The sequence below is a fragment of the Daejeonella lutea genome (assembly GCF_900168015.1).
Classification (GTDB): domain Bacteria; phylum Bacteroidota; class Bacteroidia; order Sphingobacteriales; family Sphingobacteriaceae; genus Daejeonella; species Daejeonella lutea.
In genome coordinates, this window is record NZ_FUYR01000001.1 from 271,606 (window position 1) to 289,915 (window position 18,310).

Annotated in this window: 16 protein-coding genes and 1 tRNA gene; 7 read left to right on the forward strand and 10 right to left on the reverse strand. The window is 41.6% G+C overall.

Annotation, left to right across the window (positions count from 1 at the left end):
• Positions 1-79: 79 nt before the first annotated feature.
• Both B5X60_RS01335 and B5X60_RS01340 read left to right on the forward strand, forming a co-directional pair.
• Positions 80-2,515, forward strand: coding sequence for an AsmA family protein (locus B5X60_RS01335; RefSeq protein ID WP_079700773.1), 2,436 nt, complete (start codon positions 80-82; stop codon positions 2,513-2,515).
• A 47-nt stretch (positions 2,516-2,562) separates the two neighbouring features.
• The gene (locus tag B5X60_RS01340) at positions 2,563-3,591 is read left to right on the forward strand and encodes a quinone-dependent dihydroorotate dehydrogenase (protein WP_079700774.1); all 1,029 of its coding nucleotides are present in this window, start codon (positions 2,563-2,565) and stop codon (positions 3,589-3,591) included.
• Between the two features lie 203 nt (positions 3,592-3,794).
• Here B5X60_RS01340 and B5X60_RS01345 read toward each other — a convergent pair whose 3' ends face one another.
• The 3 genes from B5X60_RS01345 to B5X60_RS01355 form a co-directional block, all read right to left on the reverse strand.
• Positions 3,795-3,977, reverse strand: a complete 183-nt coding sequence (locus B5X60_RS01345; protein WP_079700775.1) for a spore protein — start codon at positions 3,975-3,977, stop codon at positions 3,795-3,797.
• 26 nt (positions 3,978-4,003) lie between these two features.
• Positions 4,004-4,074, reverse strand: a tRNA-Cys gene (locus B5X60_RS01350).
• A 51-nt stretch (positions 4,075-4,125) separates the two neighbouring features.
• Entirely contained in the window at positions 4,126-4,869 is a 744-nt protein-coding gene (locus B5X60_RS01355; RefSeq protein ID WP_079700776.1) for a TrmH family RNA methyltransferase, read from the reverse strand.
• Here B5X60_RS01355 and tamL point away from each other — a divergent pair.
• Complete coding sequence (gene tamL, locus B5X60_RS01360) at positions 4,860-7,241, forward strand: translocation and assembly module lipoprotein TamL (RefSeq protein WP_245803439.1); 2,382 nt, start codon at positions 4,860-4,862, stop codon at positions 7,239-7,241. The two genes, B5X60_RS01355 and tamL, sit on opposite strands and share 10 nt — an antisense overlap.
• Before the next feature lie 74 nt (positions 7,242-7,315).
• Here tamL and B5X60_RS01365 read toward each other — a convergent pair whose 3' ends face one another.
• From B5X60_RS01365 to B5X60_RS01390, 5 genes are all read right to left on the reverse strand, one after another.
• A complete protein-coding gene (locus B5X60_RS01365) occupies positions 7,316-7,876 on the reverse strand; it encodes a hypothetical protein (RefSeq protein ID WP_245803440.1) in 561 nt (186 codons plus the stop codon).
• 82 nt (positions 7,877-7,958) lie between these two features.
• The gene (locus B5X60_RS01370; protein WP_079702260.1) at positions 7,959-10,274 is read right to left on the reverse strand and encodes a patatin-like phospholipase family protein; all 2,316 of its coding nucleotides are present in this window, start codon (positions 10,272-10,274) and stop codon (positions 7,959-7,961) included.
• 112 nt (positions 10,275-10,386) lie between these two features.
• A complete protein-coding gene (locus B5X60_RS01375) occupies positions 10,387-11,151 on the reverse strand; it encodes a hypothetical protein (protein WP_079700777.1) in 765 nt (254 codons plus the stop codon).
• Positions 11,152-11,393: 242 nt separating this feature from the next.
• The gene (locus B5X60_RS01385; RefSeq protein WP_079700779.1) at positions 11,394-12,494 is read right to left on the reverse strand and encodes a carbohydrate-binding family 9-like protein; all 1,101 of its coding nucleotides are present in this window, start codon (positions 12,492-12,494) and stop codon (positions 11,394-11,396) included.
• Between the two features lie 84 nt (positions 12,495-12,578).
• Positions 12,579-13,382 carry an endonuclease/exonuclease/phosphatase family protein gene (locus B5X60_RS01390; RefSeq protein WP_139377338.1) on the reverse strand — a complete coding sequence of 268 codons (804 nt, stop codon included), beginning with the start codon at positions 13,380-13,382 and terminating at the stop codon, positions 12,579-12,581.
• 104 nt (positions 13,383-13,486) lie between these two features.
• Here B5X60_RS01390 and B5X60_RS01395 point away from each other — a divergent pair, with 104 nt between their 5' ends.
• Positions 13,487-14,848 (forward strand): 3-keto-disaccharide hydrolase, encoded by a 1,362-nt coding sequence (locus B5X60_RS01395; protein ID WP_079700781.1) that lies wholly within the window; start codon positions 13,487-13,489, stop codon positions 14,846-14,848.
• 23 nt (positions 14,849-14,871) lie between these two features.
• On the opposite strand, the gene B5X60_RS01400 is transcribed toward B5X60_RS01395, so the two are convergent.
• Positions 14,872-15,240, reverse strand: coding sequence for a response regulator (locus B5X60_RS01400; RefSeq protein ID WP_079700782.1), 369 nt, complete (start codon positions 15,238-15,240; stop codon positions 14,872-14,874).
• Positions 15,241-15,316: 76 nt separating this feature from the next.
• On the reverse strand, positions 15,317-16,012 hold the full coding sequence (locus B5X60_RS01405) for a DUF4397 domain-containing protein (protein ID WP_079700783.1): 696 nt from the start codon (positions 16,010-16,012) through the stop codon (positions 15,317-15,319).
• 177 nt (positions 16,013-16,189) lie between these two features.
• Here B5X60_RS01405 and B5X60_RS01415 point away from each other — a divergent pair, with 177 nt between their 5' ends.
• The 3 genes from B5X60_RS01415 to B5X60_RS01425 all read left to right on the forward strand — a co-directional run bounded on the left by B5X60_RS01415 (position 16,190) and on the right by B5X60_RS01425 (position 18,298).
• Complete coding sequence (locus B5X60_RS01415) at positions 16,190-16,816, forward strand: hypothetical protein (protein WP_079700785.1); 627 nt, start codon at positions 16,190-16,192, stop codon at positions 16,814-16,816.
• A 65-nt stretch (positions 16,817-16,881) separates the two neighbouring features.
• Complete coding sequence (locus B5X60_RS01420; RefSeq protein ID WP_079700786.1) at positions 16,882-17,361, forward strand: cupin domain-containing protein; 480 nt, start codon at positions 16,882-16,884, stop codon at positions 17,359-17,361.
• A 121-nt stretch (positions 17,362-17,482) separates the two neighbouring features.
• Positions 17,483-18,298: a carboxypeptidase-like regulatory domain-containing protein gene (locus B5X60_RS01425; protein WP_079700787.1), complete on the forward strand. Its 816-nt coding sequence runs from the start codon at positions 17,483-17,485 to the stop codon at positions 18,296-18,298.
• Positions 18,299-18,310: the final 12 nt, after the last annotated feature.

An 18,310-nucleotide genomic window follows, 5' to 3' on the forward strand; every position in this document is an offset into this window, starting at 1 on the left:
CCCAAACAATTGGCTTGTATTTTGTTTATATTCCGAATAGAAACATTAACAATCCTCTCATGCCTAACTCAAACCCAAAATGCCCCGCTGGTTAAAGCTAACTCTTAAGCTCGGGGCAATTCTTATTTGCCTGGCAATGATACTGTGGATTGGGGTCGCAGCATATGTGTATTCAAATAAAAAGGCATTATTACGAACTGTAACTGAGCAATTAAACGAAAGCCTTAATGGAAAACTGACCATCGATCGTATGGAGCCCGATTTGATCCAGGGGTTTCCTGGGATTTCCGTTATGCTTGAGAACGTGCTTCTACGCGATAGTTTATGGTCACGGCATAAACATGATCTTTTGAAAGCCAAGAACGTTTTTATTAAGATCGATGCATTTTCTATCCTCACAGGTTCTCCAACAATCAAAGATATCCGGGTAAGTAATGGTGCGATCTACCTGTTTACCGATAGTTCCGGATTAAGAAATACAGACATTTTCAGAAAACGTGATACAACTAATGCCGGAGGGAATGTTGGAAGAAAACGAGTCAACCGGGTGCTTCTCGACAATGTTGTGCTGACCATTGACGACAAGCTGAAGAACAAGCTTTTTAAATTTAATATAGATGATTTTATCGGGAGCCTGAATTATACTTCTGATGGATGGGCTGGCGCGGTTAGTATAAAGTCCAAGGTTGAATCATTTTCCTTTAATCTGAACCGGGGAAGTTTTCTCAAGGATAAGATGCTGGATATGGATCTTAAACTTGCCTACAATGAAGAAAACCACCTGCTAACTATCCCTGAACAGCAAATTTCCATTGATGACGACGAGATTAGCATTGGCGGAGAATTTAAGTTCGCTCCTAATGCTTCAGATTATAAATTAAACATCAAAGCACCTTCAATACTTTATAAGGATGCTCTTACGCTGTTATCGCCCCATGTAACCAGAAAATTGAAACGGTATGGTGTAAAAAATCCCGTAAATGTCCAGGCATCGTTGAGGGGGAAACTTAAAAGGGGGGGCGAACCATTTATTGACGTCAAATGGATCGTCGAAGATAACCAGTTAAGCTTGGCTGGCGAAACTATTACTAATGTAAGTTTTACGGGCAGCTATAGCAATGAGTGGATTAAAGGAGGGCCGAGAAATGATCCGAATTCGGTTATAATTTTCAATAATATGAAGGGAAATTATTTCGATATCCCTTTTACTGCAGATTCAGTCAGGATTACGGACCTCAGGCGCCCTGTGTTTACGGGTCGATTCAAGTCCGCATTTCGATTGACCAAACTAAATAAAGTATTGGGCGGCAGTACATTTGATTTCACAGCTGGTAAAGCAGACCTTGATCTTATTTATAAGGCCCCATTTGAGCAAAACGACAAAGGGCAGCGGTTCATTTATGGTAAAATTCATGTGCACGATGCACGGGCGATATATCATCCACGGAATCTATCTTTAAATGATATGCAATTGGTAATGAATTTTAGGGGTCGTGATCTTTCTATCGATAACATTAAACTAAGGAGTGGCTCCTCTTCACTATCCATGAATGGGGTGGTGAAGAACTTTTCCAACCTGTATTATTCTGATCCGGAAAAAATGTTGATTAACTGGCAGATAAGAAGCCCGCAGATTAATTTGAACGAGTTTATGGTCTTTCTTGGAAGGCGGAAGGCTGGGGGCAGTGCGGCGGCCTCCAATCGTGCAGTTCAAAAAATGTCGGGTAACCTAGAGCGAATACTTGCACAGGCAAGCATGGGAATGAATCTTAATGTGAACAAGGTGATCTACAAGAAGTTTGTTGCTACCGATGTAAGAGGCGCTATTACTCTTAAGCAATCAGGTATTGCCATAAATAACCTGAGTCTGAAGCAGGGTGGTGGGAGTTTTAATCTTACAGGTAATATTGATCAATCCGCAAGAATTAACCGGTTTAACATCGATTCGAAGATTAACAACGTAAATGTTGAACGACTCTTTTATGCATTCGATAATTTCGGGCAGGATGCAATCACCAGTCAAAACCTTCGCGGGACGTTTTTTGGTGGGACGTCTGTTTCAGGATCGATGTCTGACAATGGAACAATTGTACCGCGTTCATTCCGGGGGAATGTTACGTTTGACATACGCAACGGAGCACTGGTTAATTTCGAGCCGATGAAAAAGGTGGGGAGTTTTGCATTTCCGAACAGGAACTTTTCAGATATCCGTTTCACCAGTTTGAAGAATACACTTAACCTGCAGGGGAATAAGGTCATCATACCTCCAATGGAAATTCGCTCAACTGTGGTGAATATTTTTCTCGATGGTGTTTACAGTTTTACCACGGGAACTAATATTGCGATAAAAATTCCCCTGCGCAATCCTGGGAAAGACATTCCTGTTGCAAGCAGCAACATACCTACAAAGGATCGTGATCTGAAAGGGATCGTTATCAATCTTAGAGCCCTCGACGGAGAAAATGGAAAAGTGAGGTTCAGACTGGGTAAACGTGCTCCCGAGGGCTATGAATAATGCACTCAGTTCTAGAAATTAAAGGTCCAAACCTGTAAATTCGCTGCATGTATCAGATCATTAAGCCACTATTATTCAAGTTTGACCCGGAAAACATTCATCATTTTGTAACGGGAGGCCTGCGTATTGCAAACCGGGTCTGGGGTGTAAAGCCCTTGCTGAAAAGTTCTTTCCATGTTAATGATAAGAGGCTTGAACGGGAAGTGGCTGGCTTAAAGTTTAAAAATCCGCTGGGACTGGCTGCAGGGTTCGATAAAAATGCTGACTTTATAAGTGATCTGGCTGAATTTGGATTTGGCTTCATTGAAATTGGTACGGTGACACCACTGCCGCAACCGGGCAATGAAAAACCCCGTATGTTCCGGTTGCCGGAGGATGATGCACTTATCAACCGGATGGGATTCAATAATCAGGGTGTGGACGTAGTTGCGCATCGTTTGAGCAAGCTAGACCGGAAAGAGCTGATTATTGGAGGTAATATTGGGAAGAATAAGATCACTCCAAATGAAGATGCATTGAGTGACTATATTAAATGTTTTGACCGTTTGTTTGATGTGGTAGACTACTTCGTAGTTAATGTAAGCTCCCCGAATACACCTGGCCTTCGGGAACTGCAGGAGAAAGAGCCATTGATGCACATATTGAACTCCCTGCAGCAGCGAAATCTTAAAAACGAAATATCAAGACCGATTTTTCTGAAAATTGCACCCGATCTGACGGAATCACAGTTGGACGATATCATTGATATTGTGGGGGAAACAAAAATTGCCGGTGTTATAGCAACGAACACAACCATTTCACGTGAGGGACTGAATTCATCAGCAAATCTCCATAACGAGACGGGAGGTTTGAGTGGCAAACCACTAACTAAACGGTCAACTGAGGTTATCCGCTACTTGTCTGAAAAATCTAATAGAACTTTTGCAATTATCGGAGTGGGTGGTATACACTCTCCTGAGGATGCGATCGAAAAGATTAATGCAGGGGCAACGCTTGTTCAGATCTACACGGGTTTTATATATGAAGGGCCGGGTTTGGTAAAGAGGATTTTGAAGGGACTACTGAAGTCTGAATAAAGAGGAAACCTGCCTGCCCGCATGCAGGTAGTAAAGAGAACAAGGATTAGCGATCCTATATATCAACACTTAAGCGAATATGTAGCTGTCCTTGCTTTCCTGAAAATTTAATGCTGGCTCTCTCTTTTTGTAAAAACCAAACATACACGCAAAAAAAATCCCAACCATAAATGGTCAGGATTAAATTCTTAAGTAAGAAAATCTTACTTCTTAGCAGCTGATTCGATTGCAGCTAAAACCGCATTATTCTTGCTCACCTGGCTTTTCGCAGATTCAGCTGAACGGCTTCCGGTTTCAATGTTCCGGCCTAATTTCAAAAATTGCACCTCCAAACGCGAAGTGGTCTTATTTTTTCTGTCTTTTCTCTTTAAACGTGTAACGCCCATGGTTCTTAATTTTAATTTTTTCGTTGAGGTCAGGACCGGATTCGAACCGGTGTAAAAGGTTTTGCAGACCTCTGCCTAGCCACTCGGCCACCCGACCTTTTGTAAAGGACTGCAAAAGTAGTAATTTATTATTGCTCCCCAACAAATTTTACGAATTTCTTCGCATTTCAGAGCAAAATATCGAAGCAGAAATAGCGACATTTAGGGATTCTGCTTTTCCAAAGCTAGGTATTGTTACTGGATAAGTGATTTTATCAATTATTTCCGGTCGTATTCCTTTGCCCTCGTTACCCAGGATCACCAGGCCTTCAGAACCAAAATCGGTCTTATAAATGGATTTTCCGTTTAACAAAGCACCGAACACGGGCAAGGAACAATTCTGTAGTAAGGCCTTTAAGTCTGTATACTCCACGTGCACGCGTGAAAGTGATCCCATTGTGGCCTGGACAACTTTTGCGTTATACACATCCACCGTATCTTCAGAACAAATGACCCGGTTAAAACCAAACCAGTCTGCGGTACGAATAATTGTACCCAGATTTCCCGGATCCTGAATTCCGTCAAGTGCAATACTGAATGAACCTTTCAGCATTTGCGTTGTTAACACTCTAGATTCTGGAATTTTAATCAGGGCAAGGAATTGTTGAGGTGTGGTTAAGGAGCTTATTTTGGTAAGATCGCCGGCGCTGATTTCTATTGCCTTTATATTCTGTGATAATTTACCCAACTTTGGCATCACATTTTCAGTGTAAAAGATGGTGTCAATTACATAGTCAGAATTAACAAATTCTGAAATGGACTTTAAGCCTTCAGCTATAAAAAGGCCGTGTTCTTTTCGGAGTTTTTTTTGCTGTAACGATTTTATAAAACTTATTTGAGACTTTGAAATCATACTCTATCTGCCGTAGTTCCTCACTTGCAAGTATACTGCTTTTGATCATCATTCTGTCTTCCTGCAACGCTACGCGCTTCATTCCTGACGACCAGGCCCTGGTGAAGAGCGTTAAACTGGACAGTGTCAGTGAAGAGTTTGAGGCAAAAGCCCTCACATTTGTTCAAAACGATATTCGCCCAAATTCCCGACTTAATCTCGCATTATACAATCTTCTGAATACAAAGAAAGGTAAGTACCGTACAGACCGGGTCCGGGCAATTGGTGAGGCACCGCATTTATTGGATAGTTCCCTTGTTGAAATATCCCGGCTTCAAATTGAGAAATTTCTGGCAACAAAAGGGTTCTTTAAAGCCAAAGTTAAGAGCGACATACTGGTAGAAAACAAAAAGGCGACCATAACTTTCACTGCAGAACAAGGTCCCGAGTTTAAGATCAGTAGTATCAATTACGAGATTGCCGACTCGGCAGTTGCAAAACTTTACCAGGAAAACAGACCTAAATTCACCAAAATGCGTGAAGGGCAACGCTTTGATTCTGATTCATTAGCCTTTGAAAGGGAGCAAATATTCAGGCTTATGAAACAGAATGGATACTACGATTATGTAAGGCAATTTGTGCGTTTTGACGTAGACAGTAACCTGAACAGCAGCCAGGCAAAAGTTATCATGTATCTGGCAAATCCAACCGATAAGAATTCTCACCAGGTTTATACAATCGATAATAGCTTTATCACGATTCGGAATAGTGATGCCCTTACCGACAGCCTGATTAAAGATACGGTTAACGTCGATACTCAATTTAATTTTGTCGATTATTCAGGCAAATTCAAGCCAAAGCCGATTGCGAGGTATATTTATATTAAGAAAGGCGATATTTATAACATCGATAAAGAAGACCTTACATACGATAGGCTTTATGATCTAAATGTTTTTCGCACGGTAAAGATCGACTACGCGAAGATGAGTGATAGTACGAACCGTCTGCAGCCCCGCTATGATATTGTTCCATTGAAACGAATGAGTAACCGGGTGGAAGGGGAGTATACGTTTAATTCCGGTCGTAATGGTTTCAATGTCGGTAATACATATACTAACCGTAACCTTTTTGGCGGAGCAGAGCTGCTCGAGGTGAAAGCTAAATATGGGGTTCTGTTTGATGCTAATGCAACCGGAAATCTGATCGATAAGATCTTTAGCCGTGACCTTCAGCTTGGTGTGAACCTGGTTTTGCCTAAATTATTGGTCCCTTTTCCCATTCCAATGATGGGTAAAAATGGCATCCCACATACCACAATATCGAGCAGTGTGCAGTTGTTCGATCAAAAGAATGCATTTTCGAGCAGAGTGTTTATAAACTCAATTACTTACGATTGGGTAGAAACAAAATACAAACTGCATACACTTACACCTATAAATATAGAATTCCGAAAGGGTAAGCTTAATCCCGTATTTAGAGATACGCTTCGGCAGAGGGGATACGAACTTTATGTAAGAACCAATAATAGAGCATTCTTTAATCTGGGAAGTCAGTACGCATATACGTTGAATACCATTAGGCTTAATACCTATTCTAATTTTATCTATTTAAGAGGAGCTATTGATGCTGCCGGGAATACACTCGGATTATTGGATAAAGTCTTCAACTTTAAAACAGACACCGCAGGATCCAAGACAATCTTCGGCTTGCCTTACCAGGAGTATGTTAAGCTCGAAGCTGATGTACGGTTCTACCGATCACTTGGCGGGGAGAAACAGTTTATTTTCCGCCTCAATCCCGGTATTGGAATACCGCACGGTAACAGCGAGCAGCTGACCTTTGAGAAAAACTTTTTTGCGGGTGGATCAAGTGGGGTACGTGCATGGCAGGCCAGAACTTTGGGGCCAGGGAATTATAATCGGGCGTCGCTGGGTACAGACGAAAAAGCAAACACACTACGCAGGAATCTAAGAAACCTGGATCAGCTTGGAGAGTACAAACTTGAAGGAAACCTGGAATATCGCTTTAAAATAGCCGACAATATTCTTAATGCGAAGGTGAAGGGTGCAACATTCGTTGATTTTGGTAACGTGTGGAGGAAAAGCTCGGCGGCAGCCATGATTGAAAACCCAGGCGGGGAATTTAAGTTCAATAAGTTCCTGGGGCAATTAGCTGTCGGAACTGGAGCAGGATTACGATTTGATTTAAATTATTTTGTTTTCAGATTTGATCTTGGAATTAAGGTGAAAGATCCACAGTTCAAGGGGTCAGACCAATATGTTTTAAAGTATCTCTTCAACAAATCCGAATTTAAAGAAAAGTACGCAATTACCAACTACCCGGACGTATACAGGCTGGTCCAATATAACTTTGGGATCGGGATGCCTTTTTAAGTTGAGAGTTGCGTCCACTGGGCAACTGATCACTAAGTACTGATTGCCACATACCCGATCACTGCATCCTCTCACTAAAACAGTCCTTTCAATCCATCAAACACCGTGTCAAAAAAGGTGGGTATACCCAAGCCATTCTTAGAGTTGAAGATTAGGAATGCGATCAATATGATGCCTCCAATGATGATAAACCTCTTAAACAGGAGTGCCAGGGCAACAATGCCTAGTGGTATCAGGATCAACACCAGCCAGTTTATTTTATACGGGCTCAAGTCATCACCCTTCTTATAGATGTAGTACAGCTTTCCGTGTGTGCCGGATTCATTTTCATGGCGCAGGTACAGAAAGGTTGATTTATCAATAGCTTGCGGAGCAACAGCAACGCCATTGTTGAATTTTAGCTCCTGCTGAAATCCATTTATACTGAATTGGAAAGTCCCGTTCAAACTTTCAATCGGTTTCTCATTTTCGTCGGCAGCAATAATTGCTATCTTGTTATTCTTTAGAAGATTCTCTTTAACAACAAAATTGTTCAGGGCAACTAGCTGAGTTGTGGCGGTGTCGCTTTGCGCGTAGGCTCCGGTAGCCGTGCAGAATAGAAGGAAAAAAAATAGGCAAAGTTTGATTGTTCTCATTAGCAGGTATATATTATTGATCGGCGATGAAGTTATTTTGAGCTGAAAGTTCGGTTTTGTCAGTGGGATGCTCGTAATGGTTTCATTCAAATGATCGCTTGTTATAAATTAAAAACCCCGCATGGAACATTACTCCGAACCGTTTTTGGTCGTCGTCGTAATGATTGAAGCTTAAACTCACCGGGCCAGCCAATGTATGAAAAACTAGACCAGCAGTTGCGGCCAAATAGCTTTTTGAGAATAAATTTCCATATCCTACAGACTGGAGCCTGTTAAGTTCAAATTCTTCCATTGGCTGAAAGATATAGAATTCTGCCCGGGCATCAAGATTTTTAGTCATTTTAAAGACGTTTTTAACTCCTAATGCTCCATAAGTATTGGCCCGGAATTTTTCGAGGTACAGAGATTTTGAATCTTGCAATGGATAAAATGCTGGTGCGCTAAGCAAGGTGGATTTGAAAGTACTGAACGCGGGTTTATTGCTGATTACAACCTCCGTTAGGTATCCAAAGGAATATCTTTTCCCGTTTATGGGATACTGTTCCCTGCTGAGCTTAGCTTTAAACCAATTGCGGCTTTCCCGCCGGGCCTTGATCGGGCTGAAACTTTCTTCATCCCGGAGGATGTTACCGGGACTGTAATCTTCCTTTCCATTGTATATGTTAACCCCAACCAGGAATGATGAGCCTGAACTAGCATACATTCTTCGATTTAGGAGATTTTTGCTGAAGGTTAGGGAAGACATAAAGCCGTGGTAGCTATTTTGATCAAGAATGTCTCCAAACTGAAATCTCTTGTTGGGACTATACTTGTCTTCAAAGCTAATAAATCCGGTCTGCAGTTCCAATTTTCCATTATTGCTTAACGGCATTCCCAATTTAAGAACAGACCGCCTGTCGGACTGTTCAATAAATGTGGGATCAACATTTTCGATGAAGATCTGGCTTTTATTAAAATAGTTCCAGTGATTGTAGGTGAACTCCGCTTCAAGGTAAAATGGCAGCCGTCCGGGCACATCCATACGCGTCATTCCCTGTGCAGATTCGTAAAAACCACCCGAGTAAAAGTTCGCTGAAAATGTGTAAGAGTTAATCCTAAGGTAATTATATTGTAAACCAACGTATGCATTACTGATAGGCCGCGTTGATATTGCACCACCAAAATCGAGCTTGAAGTTTTTCTGCCGCTGTACCTGAAGTTCAAAATCATAGCCATCAGTTTTCGTTTCCCTTTTGATTCGGGGATAAACGGTCTCAAAATTATCATCGGCAACCAGTTTGTAATAGCCAGGTTTCAACTGAGCAATAGTAGGATTCTGGGTTATCGAGCTATTAATTACCGTTTCTACGTATTTACGCTGCTTGGAGTTCACCCCGGTAGCCACAATATCGTCAAACTCAAGCTCAGACTTGCGTCCTTTGAATTGTTCTCGTTTTTGAAATAGATCATCCGCGCTGATTCGCCTGCTTACGGAGTTTTTAATTCTGTCCATATCTGCTATAGTGGCATCATATCCTCGCTTAATGAGTTCAGCTACGGGTGTGAAGTTTGTAGTGCTAAACCCAGCCAGATTTGGCTGAATGTATGAACCGTTTTTGCCGATAGCCGTTGAATCCGACTTGGAAAGGAACATATAAACCAAAAAACGATTCATTAATTTTTCATCGTTTTCTTTAGGGTAGTCGTTGAAAATTTTCGATGAAACATTTGATCCGATGATATAATCGGGCTGGAAGTCTTTTTTTAAAACATCCACAGGAAAATTATTATAGAGCCCCCCATCAAAAACATACTTATCATCCACCTTTACCGGCCGGTAAACAAGGGGCACAGCAAATGTACCGCGAATAGCTTCTGTCAGATTGCCTTTTGAGACGGGAATCATCTCCTGTGACAGCACATCAGCAACGATACATCGAAATGGTACCAGGAGCTTATCGAAATCATCTCCGGCATTTACAGTAGCCTGCCCAAATAATTCAAGGAGTGCAAAGTTAAGGGGAACATCATTGATCAGATTAGATCGGAGTTTGAAGTTAAAGCCAGTGTCTACCTGTAGTTTTGCGGTAAGAAAGGATGGATTTTCAGGTTTTTTATTGAAGAAATATCGGTAATTATTTTTGAAGCTACCACTAACCCAATCCTGAAAATCGGTACTAAGGGCTATTTTTTCTATTTCGGCAGGTGAGTATCCCGAGGCATACATTCCGCCCACAATACCGCCCATTGACGTTCCGACGATATAGTCGATGGGGATATTATTTTCTTCAAGAGCCTTAAGAACCCCAATGTGTGCTAGACCCTTCGCACCACCGCCACTAAATACCAGTCCGACTTTCTGCGCACTGGCAGAAAAAAAATAAACTAAAATCAGAACGGTGATAGCTAGCCTTTTCATAATCTCCCCAAACAAAAATAATGTTTTTATATCGTTTATACTGACATACATCAGTATGTATAATGATATAAGACGGAGAGAATCAGGCTATTGTTACATCACATCACCCGGCTCAATAGTCCTTAACTGTAGTGACCAGATTCACTGAAGCGATTGGGCGGAGGGTATTTACTATCCTGTTGTGATGATTTGCACCTGACAGCACGATGATTCGCTTTCCGGGATTTTTCAACGCAAGGGCTTTTATATTGTCAGCGATCCGCTGGTCACGTTTGATTGCAAAGGTGTCATAGTACTGATAGGGGGTGTTAGCCAGAACTTCTGACTGGGCTCTGGTGTACTCATCCGTAACTTTATCGTAAGTGCCGTCCAGCATTTCGTTTGCACTTAGTTTACCCATCATTTCGCCTTGTTTGGCCTTTAAACTAACCAGCCCTTTCGCTATCCGCGCTTTTACAATTGCGGAATCTTTCATTAATTTTTGGTTTGTGATCCTGAACCTTCCCATTTCGCCAACAGTATCCCGGCTGAAATTCGCAGGCAGATTTTTGCCGTCCATCTCTGATCCCATAAAGTCAATCCCCACTTTTTGCACTCCCGGGTAGCCAATACGCGCCATAATCATTTCTGGTTGATAGTATTTCTTAAGATATACTGTATCCTGGTCCATATCCTCCGGTCTGATCTCGATAGCAATAATATCGGGTTTGAAGTTTTCAATGATCTTACTGACATGGCTGAAAGTGTACTTAACGTTTTTAGCGTGTCCACCATGAATAGTAGGCAGAACTAGCAGCTCGGTTTTTTTCTGTGCGTGAATCGTAAGTGAGGCTATAGCCATATAGGCCAGAATTGTTAGGGGTATTTTGATTTTCATTTTTCTGTTAGTGTAGGAGTTTTGTTCTAGGTAATCAGTAATCAGTAATCGGTAATCAGTGATCAGTAATCGGTAATCAGTAATCGGTAATCAGTAATCGGTAATCAGTAATCAGTAATCGGTAATCAGTAATCAGATAGGAGTTATATTTCCGAATAGGTACGTCTCCCCCTTTCCACTTTCCCCTTTCCCCTTTCCACTTTCCACTTTCCACTTTCCACTTTCCACTTTCATCTTTCACTTCATTGCACATACCCATCCTGGTTTATAGAAACGGTTTTACCTGATTCATCTGTAATGACGGCAAGAAAATAGCGGGAGGTTGTTTCCAGTTTGAGCTTGTTTTTTATCCCGTCAATAATAATTTCCTGCTCAGGTAATCCAAGATCTTTTAAGACTGATGTATAAGCCTTATTCTTTTTGAGCCAGTCTTTTTGTTTGTAATAAGTAAGCCATAAGTATTCTCTTTGCTTTTCGGAATAGGGAAGGATAAACTCGCTTGAAGTTTTAATTGTGGGTGGCGTTTGCGCGAATGTAGCATAACCCCAGCGTTCTGGCAGGTGCATATTTATAAGGCCCTGAGAACTCCAAACTGCATAATGCGGTGGCATCGGTTTACCCGCCGCGTCCAAAGCTTTTGTATAGACATTATTTTGGACTGTGAAGTCCCAGCCAGTCCTCATGAAATTTATTCGCAGCCCTGTATTACGCCTTGCATCTTTTGGGTTGAAGGTTAAAGCAGCAAAAGGTATAGCAATTTCCGCCGTCCATTCGCTGTCCTTATCCGCAGAATTGTTAAGTGTGCCGTTCAATTTAACTGCAGATTGAAGGCCGATTGGGGTCCAACCAGTTAGTGGACTCCCGCCATCCCTGTAAGGTTTATTCATGATGAGAAACAGCATTAAATTGTTGGGATTTATCTGGATCTCGAAATCATCGTTCATGTCATTGTTTGGATCAATGAATATTTTAAACACATTATCGCGGAAGATATTATCGGCAGGTGCCTGCTTGTTGGCCCACAAATGCGGTTCCTCCATCTGTGTAGCGATATAAAGATATTTTTCATCCCAAAGCATTTTTACCCTGGTTTTATAAACTGGAACAGGTTTAGTGTCGCCTTCTATGTCGATGAAGTAATCAGTCCAGGGAGTCTCTGTCCACGATTTCTCAGTGATCTCACCATCAATTTTAAGCGGCGCCTCTGCCTGATATAGGGTGTAGGATTTCGGCTTCGTAAAAAGCGATTCATAGCCTGTCAAAAGCGATTGGCCCTGTGCATAATTTGCTGATAGTGCGAAATATATAAAGCAAGCTCCACACAGTAGCGTTTTGAAATTCATGTTAAAATTATTTTTAGTCGAAATGATAGCGTATCATAATTGTAATCATAAAGCTATCATTAAAAGGCAATTAAAACTCCACTTTTAAAAATCCAATTGCAACAATGCTACTACAGGCAGGTGATCGGATGCGTAATGTTCCGGAACAACTGAATGCGAAAGAGTTTTAATTTTTGAAGTCTTTTTGTAAGCTATAAAATCAATGGTTGTTCTCGGATTGACCACAGGGAATGTTGGCGCACATTCCGTACAAGTGCGCGTGAACATTTCATCTAACTTACCGATCACTGTTGACTGGGGTTCAGCGTTGAAATCCCCGGCGATAATGAGCGGTAGGGTTTCCGAGGCGCTTATCGAATTAATCTCTGAAATTTGCTTTTCACGGTTCGTTGCCGGACGCTGTGCATCAAGGTGGGTACTGGCGAAACGAATTGCCTGGCCATTTTTTAAGGTGATTTTTGCAGTCGCCATCACTCTCGGTTCGCCTTTCGTTCCCTCAATTGTTGTCAGCCGGTGGATTTTAGTCTCGCTGAGAGGAAACTTAGATAATATAGCAACGCCATAGTCGCCACCATCATGATCAATGGCTTTGGCAAAAAAGAAATTCATTTTAAGCTTCTCAGCAATGACTGCTGCTTCATTGATCTTTCCCGTCCGCGCAGTGTTAACATCAACTTCTTGCAAAGCTACAATATCAGGATCCTGGCCCTTAATTGCACTCACTATCGCATCGATATCTGTTGTGCCAGGTTTAGTAGGAGGTATGCCTATATGAATATTGTAACTCATTACTTTGACTTGGACGTTTTTTGATGATACTATTGCCTCACGAGCTGGGCTGCAGGCAATAATGGTCAAGAGATAAAGACAGAAGAGTGTGCGCTTCATTTTTTTGATTTGGTGATGAAATTAATATATTTCAATGATATTGGACAAATATATCGCTAACAGGTATTCAAGGAATTAGTACTTTTAATAAATTAATATCTAATATGAAATCAGCATCATTCATCGTGGCCGCAATTATTTTATCAACTATTTCAGCTTCTGCCCAGCAAGGTGCAGGGTGGACAAAACTTTTCAATGGAAAGGATCTGAGCGGATTCACACAATTGAATGGTAAAGCAAAATATGAGGTTAAGAATAACGAGATTGTTGGCACCACTGTTTCCAATGAGCCAAATTCATTTCTGGCCACAGAGAAGGAGTATGGTGATTTCATTTTGGAACTCGAGTTGTTCGTTCATCCAGAAATGAATTCAGGGATCCAGATTAGAAGCCTCAGCAAGGCAGACTATATGAACGGCCGCGTGCACGGATATCAGATTGAAATTGATCCTTCTGCAAGACAATGGAGCGGAGGTATTTACGACGAAGCTCGCAGAGGATGGTTATACCCAATGGAGCTTAATCCCGAAGGGAAGAAAGCATTTAAAAATAATCAATGGAATAAATACAAAATCGAAGCTATTGGTAATACGATCAGAACATGGGTAAATGGAATTCCTACCGCCCATGTTGTCGACGCTGAGACAGCAAAGGGTTTTATCGCATTGCAGGTTCATAGTATTCCAAAATCCGAAGAACCGGGGCACCAGATTCGCTGGAGAAATATCAGGATTAAAACTGCGAATCTTAAGCAGTCGCCGGCAGATAAAATTTTTGTGGTGAATACCGTACCAAATACCATATCTGCGCAGGAGAAAATTGAAGGATACTCCTTGCTTTGGGATGGAAAAACTACAAATGGCTGGCGGGGCGCTGGCCGAGAAAAATTCCCTGAGAAAGGGTGGCAAATCAGCGACGGGACGTTAAATGTTTTAAAATCGGGAGGTGGCGAGGCTGTAAACGGCGGTGATATAGTTACTGAAAAGCAATTCAGCGCATTCGAATTGAAGTTTGATTTCAAGTTAAGTGAAGGTGCCAATAGCGGAGTAAAGTATTTTGTCACCGAGAGAGAGAAGACTACTGGTTCAGCAATTGGACTCGAATACCAAGTGCTTGACGATGAACGTCATCCCGATGCAAAACTTGGTATTGATGGAAATAGGACCCTGAGTGGACTGTACGATTTGATTAAACCACTCAAATTACCAGCTTCGTTGGTAAGAAAAATTGGTGTTTGGAATCAGGGAGTCATCAGGGTGTTTCCAAATAATAAGGTGGAGCACTGGTTAAATGGATATAAAGTAGTTGAATATCAGCGTGGTTCTCCTGAATATCTGAGATTAGTAGCTGGGAGTAAATACAAGATTTGGCCAGACTTTGGAATGGCACCAGCTGGTAGAATACTCTTTCAGGATCATGGTGATGCCGTTTCGTACCGGAGTATAAAAATTAAAGAATTAAAATAATTCGACCCGAAAACACACCGGCATTACGCAGTAAGCTTTAATTCAACTTTTTGTATAAGGTTAACTATATCGAACGGTTTCTCAATGAAATCGTCGGGCCTGCAGCTTTTCTTCACAGACTCTGCCATATTATGGGTGGCGGAAATCATTATTATAGGTATATGCAGTGTTTCTTCGGTATTTTTAATATTACGGCAAATCTCTCTACCATCCATGTCCCCGAGCATCACATCTAGTATGATCAGATCAGGATTGAATTTATTTATATTTTCAAATATTTGTTGACCGTTTGACATCAGTTGAACCTGGTATCCTTCGGATTCAAGTATCAATCCTACAACTTCTAATATATCCAGATCATCGTCTACAATCAGAATTTTTCTCTTTTTCATCGCTTTTTCTTCTATACAATAGTTAATTTGCAAAGATCATACCACAGACCGTTTGCTAAAAAATAGGCCTAAGCGACTAATTATTAGCTCTTATTAATAACCTAAGATCTAATTCATCAACACCTTCCTTTAATCCACCAGCCCAGATCGTATATATCTTTCCAGCAGCTACGTCTAGGCTAGCCTCATGTTCAACCGCGTTTTCCGAATTTCTTAGTTCGAACATGTAAACTCCGGGATCAACCATATTAAAGGTTGACGCCGTTTTATAAGCCTGACCAGAGAACAATTTTGCTCCGCCTTTAATTGCCAGCGAAAATGACCCGCCGTCCGGACTTAAATTGATAAAACGTATTTTGGCTTTACCACTTGGAGGTAGTGAAAGATCATCCTCAGTTACAAAAGTCGAAAGTGAGTTGTTCAGGCCGGTGACGAACATAGAATAGTATTTGTCGTTTTCCAAGGCAATTGTGTCTGCTACAATGGAGTTAAATGTGCCCCCGGTAGCTGCATCAAACTTCTTGGAGCCGCTTGATGTAACCACATATCTGCTCTCCTGGCTATAGCCAAGTGCTGGCCCGTTGACAAGATTATTATTAAGAAAAAAGTTAATTACCAGGGGACCTGGAGATGCATTCACCACATTCAGGGCTGATGCATTCTGCGGTCCGTCGTTCGACAGGTCTTTTACACACGAACTTAGGAAAATGCCAGCGAGCAAAATCAGTGCTGCCAGCTTTGAATATCTTCGGGTATTACTTGTTTTTTTCATGGTAGATGTTTTTATAGGTAGCTTGATTCTTCCAAAGACTGTACCGAAAAATATTCGGAGATCTGCAATCCCGCAAAAGTTTAAAATTGCATATCCAAATGCCTCCGGTTGTAGGCAAATCAATCCAAACCACTATTTTAGCTGTAACATCAACTTTAAACTCCGTCTAATTGCTGTATGAAATATATCCAAGCCTATAGTGATACAAGCGAAGCTCTTATCGCTTTAGATAATGGCGGCCGTTTTTATAATATCCTCACAAATGCTGAGGACGGGAAAATCTCAGCAGCTGAACTGGCAAAAGTCGGCGGACTCTTCAACGACCGACAAAAAATGATTTTGTTCCTGGAATTGTCGATTTCAAAATTAGATGCAGCCGACAGGGCGAAGGTGCTCACCAGCCTCGATGAAGCCCTTATGGAGAGCTTTCATAAGTTCCGTGCACAGAAACTTTTACCATCACAAGCTCAGGAAAAAGGTATTCTTTCTCATAATGCTATTATCACCGGTATCCCAAAAATGACCGAATCCAGGAAAGACTTCAAAGGATTTATTTTAATTCCTATTATGACTGGCAAAGTGATGACTTTCGTCCCGGTGCCGATCATTGAGAAATATGATATATACGAAGTAAGGGATGAAATGTCTGCTACTACATTCCTTATCGCTCATACAAAAGGGGAGGCAAAACTTCCAGAGGAGAAAATTGTAGTGGCTGGAGTGCTAAAGGAACTTAAAACTGAGAAAGACGAGGATAAAGGATCGAGAAAATTTTTGGAGGTAAATTATTTTATGTCGATTTAGGGGTGATCAAGAATCTCAAATAAAAGTCACGCAAACTTCCACGCCCTTCCATCTACCCACGAACTATGACCGCAAATGAAATAATCAGGAATCTCAACCTGCTTCCACATCCGGAAGGGGGATACTATAAGGAAACATATCGCTCTGCCGAAACTCATAGGAAACCTGGTGGTGATGAGCGAAACATATCTACAGCGATCTACTTCCTTTTGGAAAACGGAGACAAATCACATTTTCATCGCATTAAGTCAGATGAGATGTGGTTTTTTCATCAAGGGGAACCATTGGAGATTGTTTCAATTCAAAATGGAGGTTTAGTCAGTGTTACGCTGGGTAATGATCTCGCAAGGGGTGAAGTTCCGCAGGCTATGGTTCCGGCAAATACCTGGTTTGGTTCAAGGGTTAAAAGTGGGAAGGGGTATGCATTGGTGAGTTGTACGGTGTCGCCCGGGTTTGACTTTAATGATTTTCAAATGGCAGACCGAGAAGAATTGATCATGGAGTTTTCGGGCCTTGTGGCGATCATTAGCGAGTTTACTATTTAAACTAAAACCAGGTTGGATGGCGCTCATCGCGTGCGACAGTCTAATATTGTCTAAGACAACCACGGGCGGCACTACATTTATCAAAATCTTTTATTTTTGCCGACTCTAACTAATTCCCAAAATGAAATCACTATTGGTAGTATTCCTAATGCTCATTGGCACCCTGCAGGGATTGGCACAAACCACCTTTGAAGGAACTATAAAAGAATCTTCAACGAACAAACCACTCTCTTATGTCAACATCGGTGTTATCGGGAAGAATGTCGGCACCGTGTCCGATGATGAAGGAAAGTTTAAACTGACCATTCCATCGTCTTATTCGAACGAAACGGTGCGGGTTTCGATGATAGGGTACGGCACTCTAAACTATAAGGTTTCTGAATTTGCGAAGGTGATCTCGGATCAACAGATCGTTATGCGGCCATCTATGTATGAATTGCCTGCAGTGGTGGTGTCAAACAAAAAACTGAAGGAAAAGATCTTAGGAAATACGACGGAATCGCAGACGACAACGGCGGGATTTACGTCGAACAAGCTGGGTAATGAGCTTGGAATTGTAATCAAAATTAAGAAATCTCCTACCTTCATCAAATCATTCCAGGCGTCGGTCGTGTCCAAAGACAACAATCCGGTTAAACTTCGTCTGAATTTCTATAATGTAAAAGACGGTCTGCCGGACAAACTCATCCAGGATAAAAACATTATTGTCAGTGCGCCGGTTCAAAATGGCAAGCTGGTGGTGGACCTGCAGCAATACAACATTGTGGCCGAGGATGACTTTTTCGTAAGCCTCGAATGGATTGAAAACGACTCAGGCCGAATAGTTTTTTCCAGCAGCATCTTAAAAGGTGCGATTATTGCACGAGAGACGAGCCAGGGTGCCTGGGAGAAAGTTGGAATGTTTGGGATTGGTTTCACGGTAAAGGCAGCCTGGTAGTAACCTCATTAA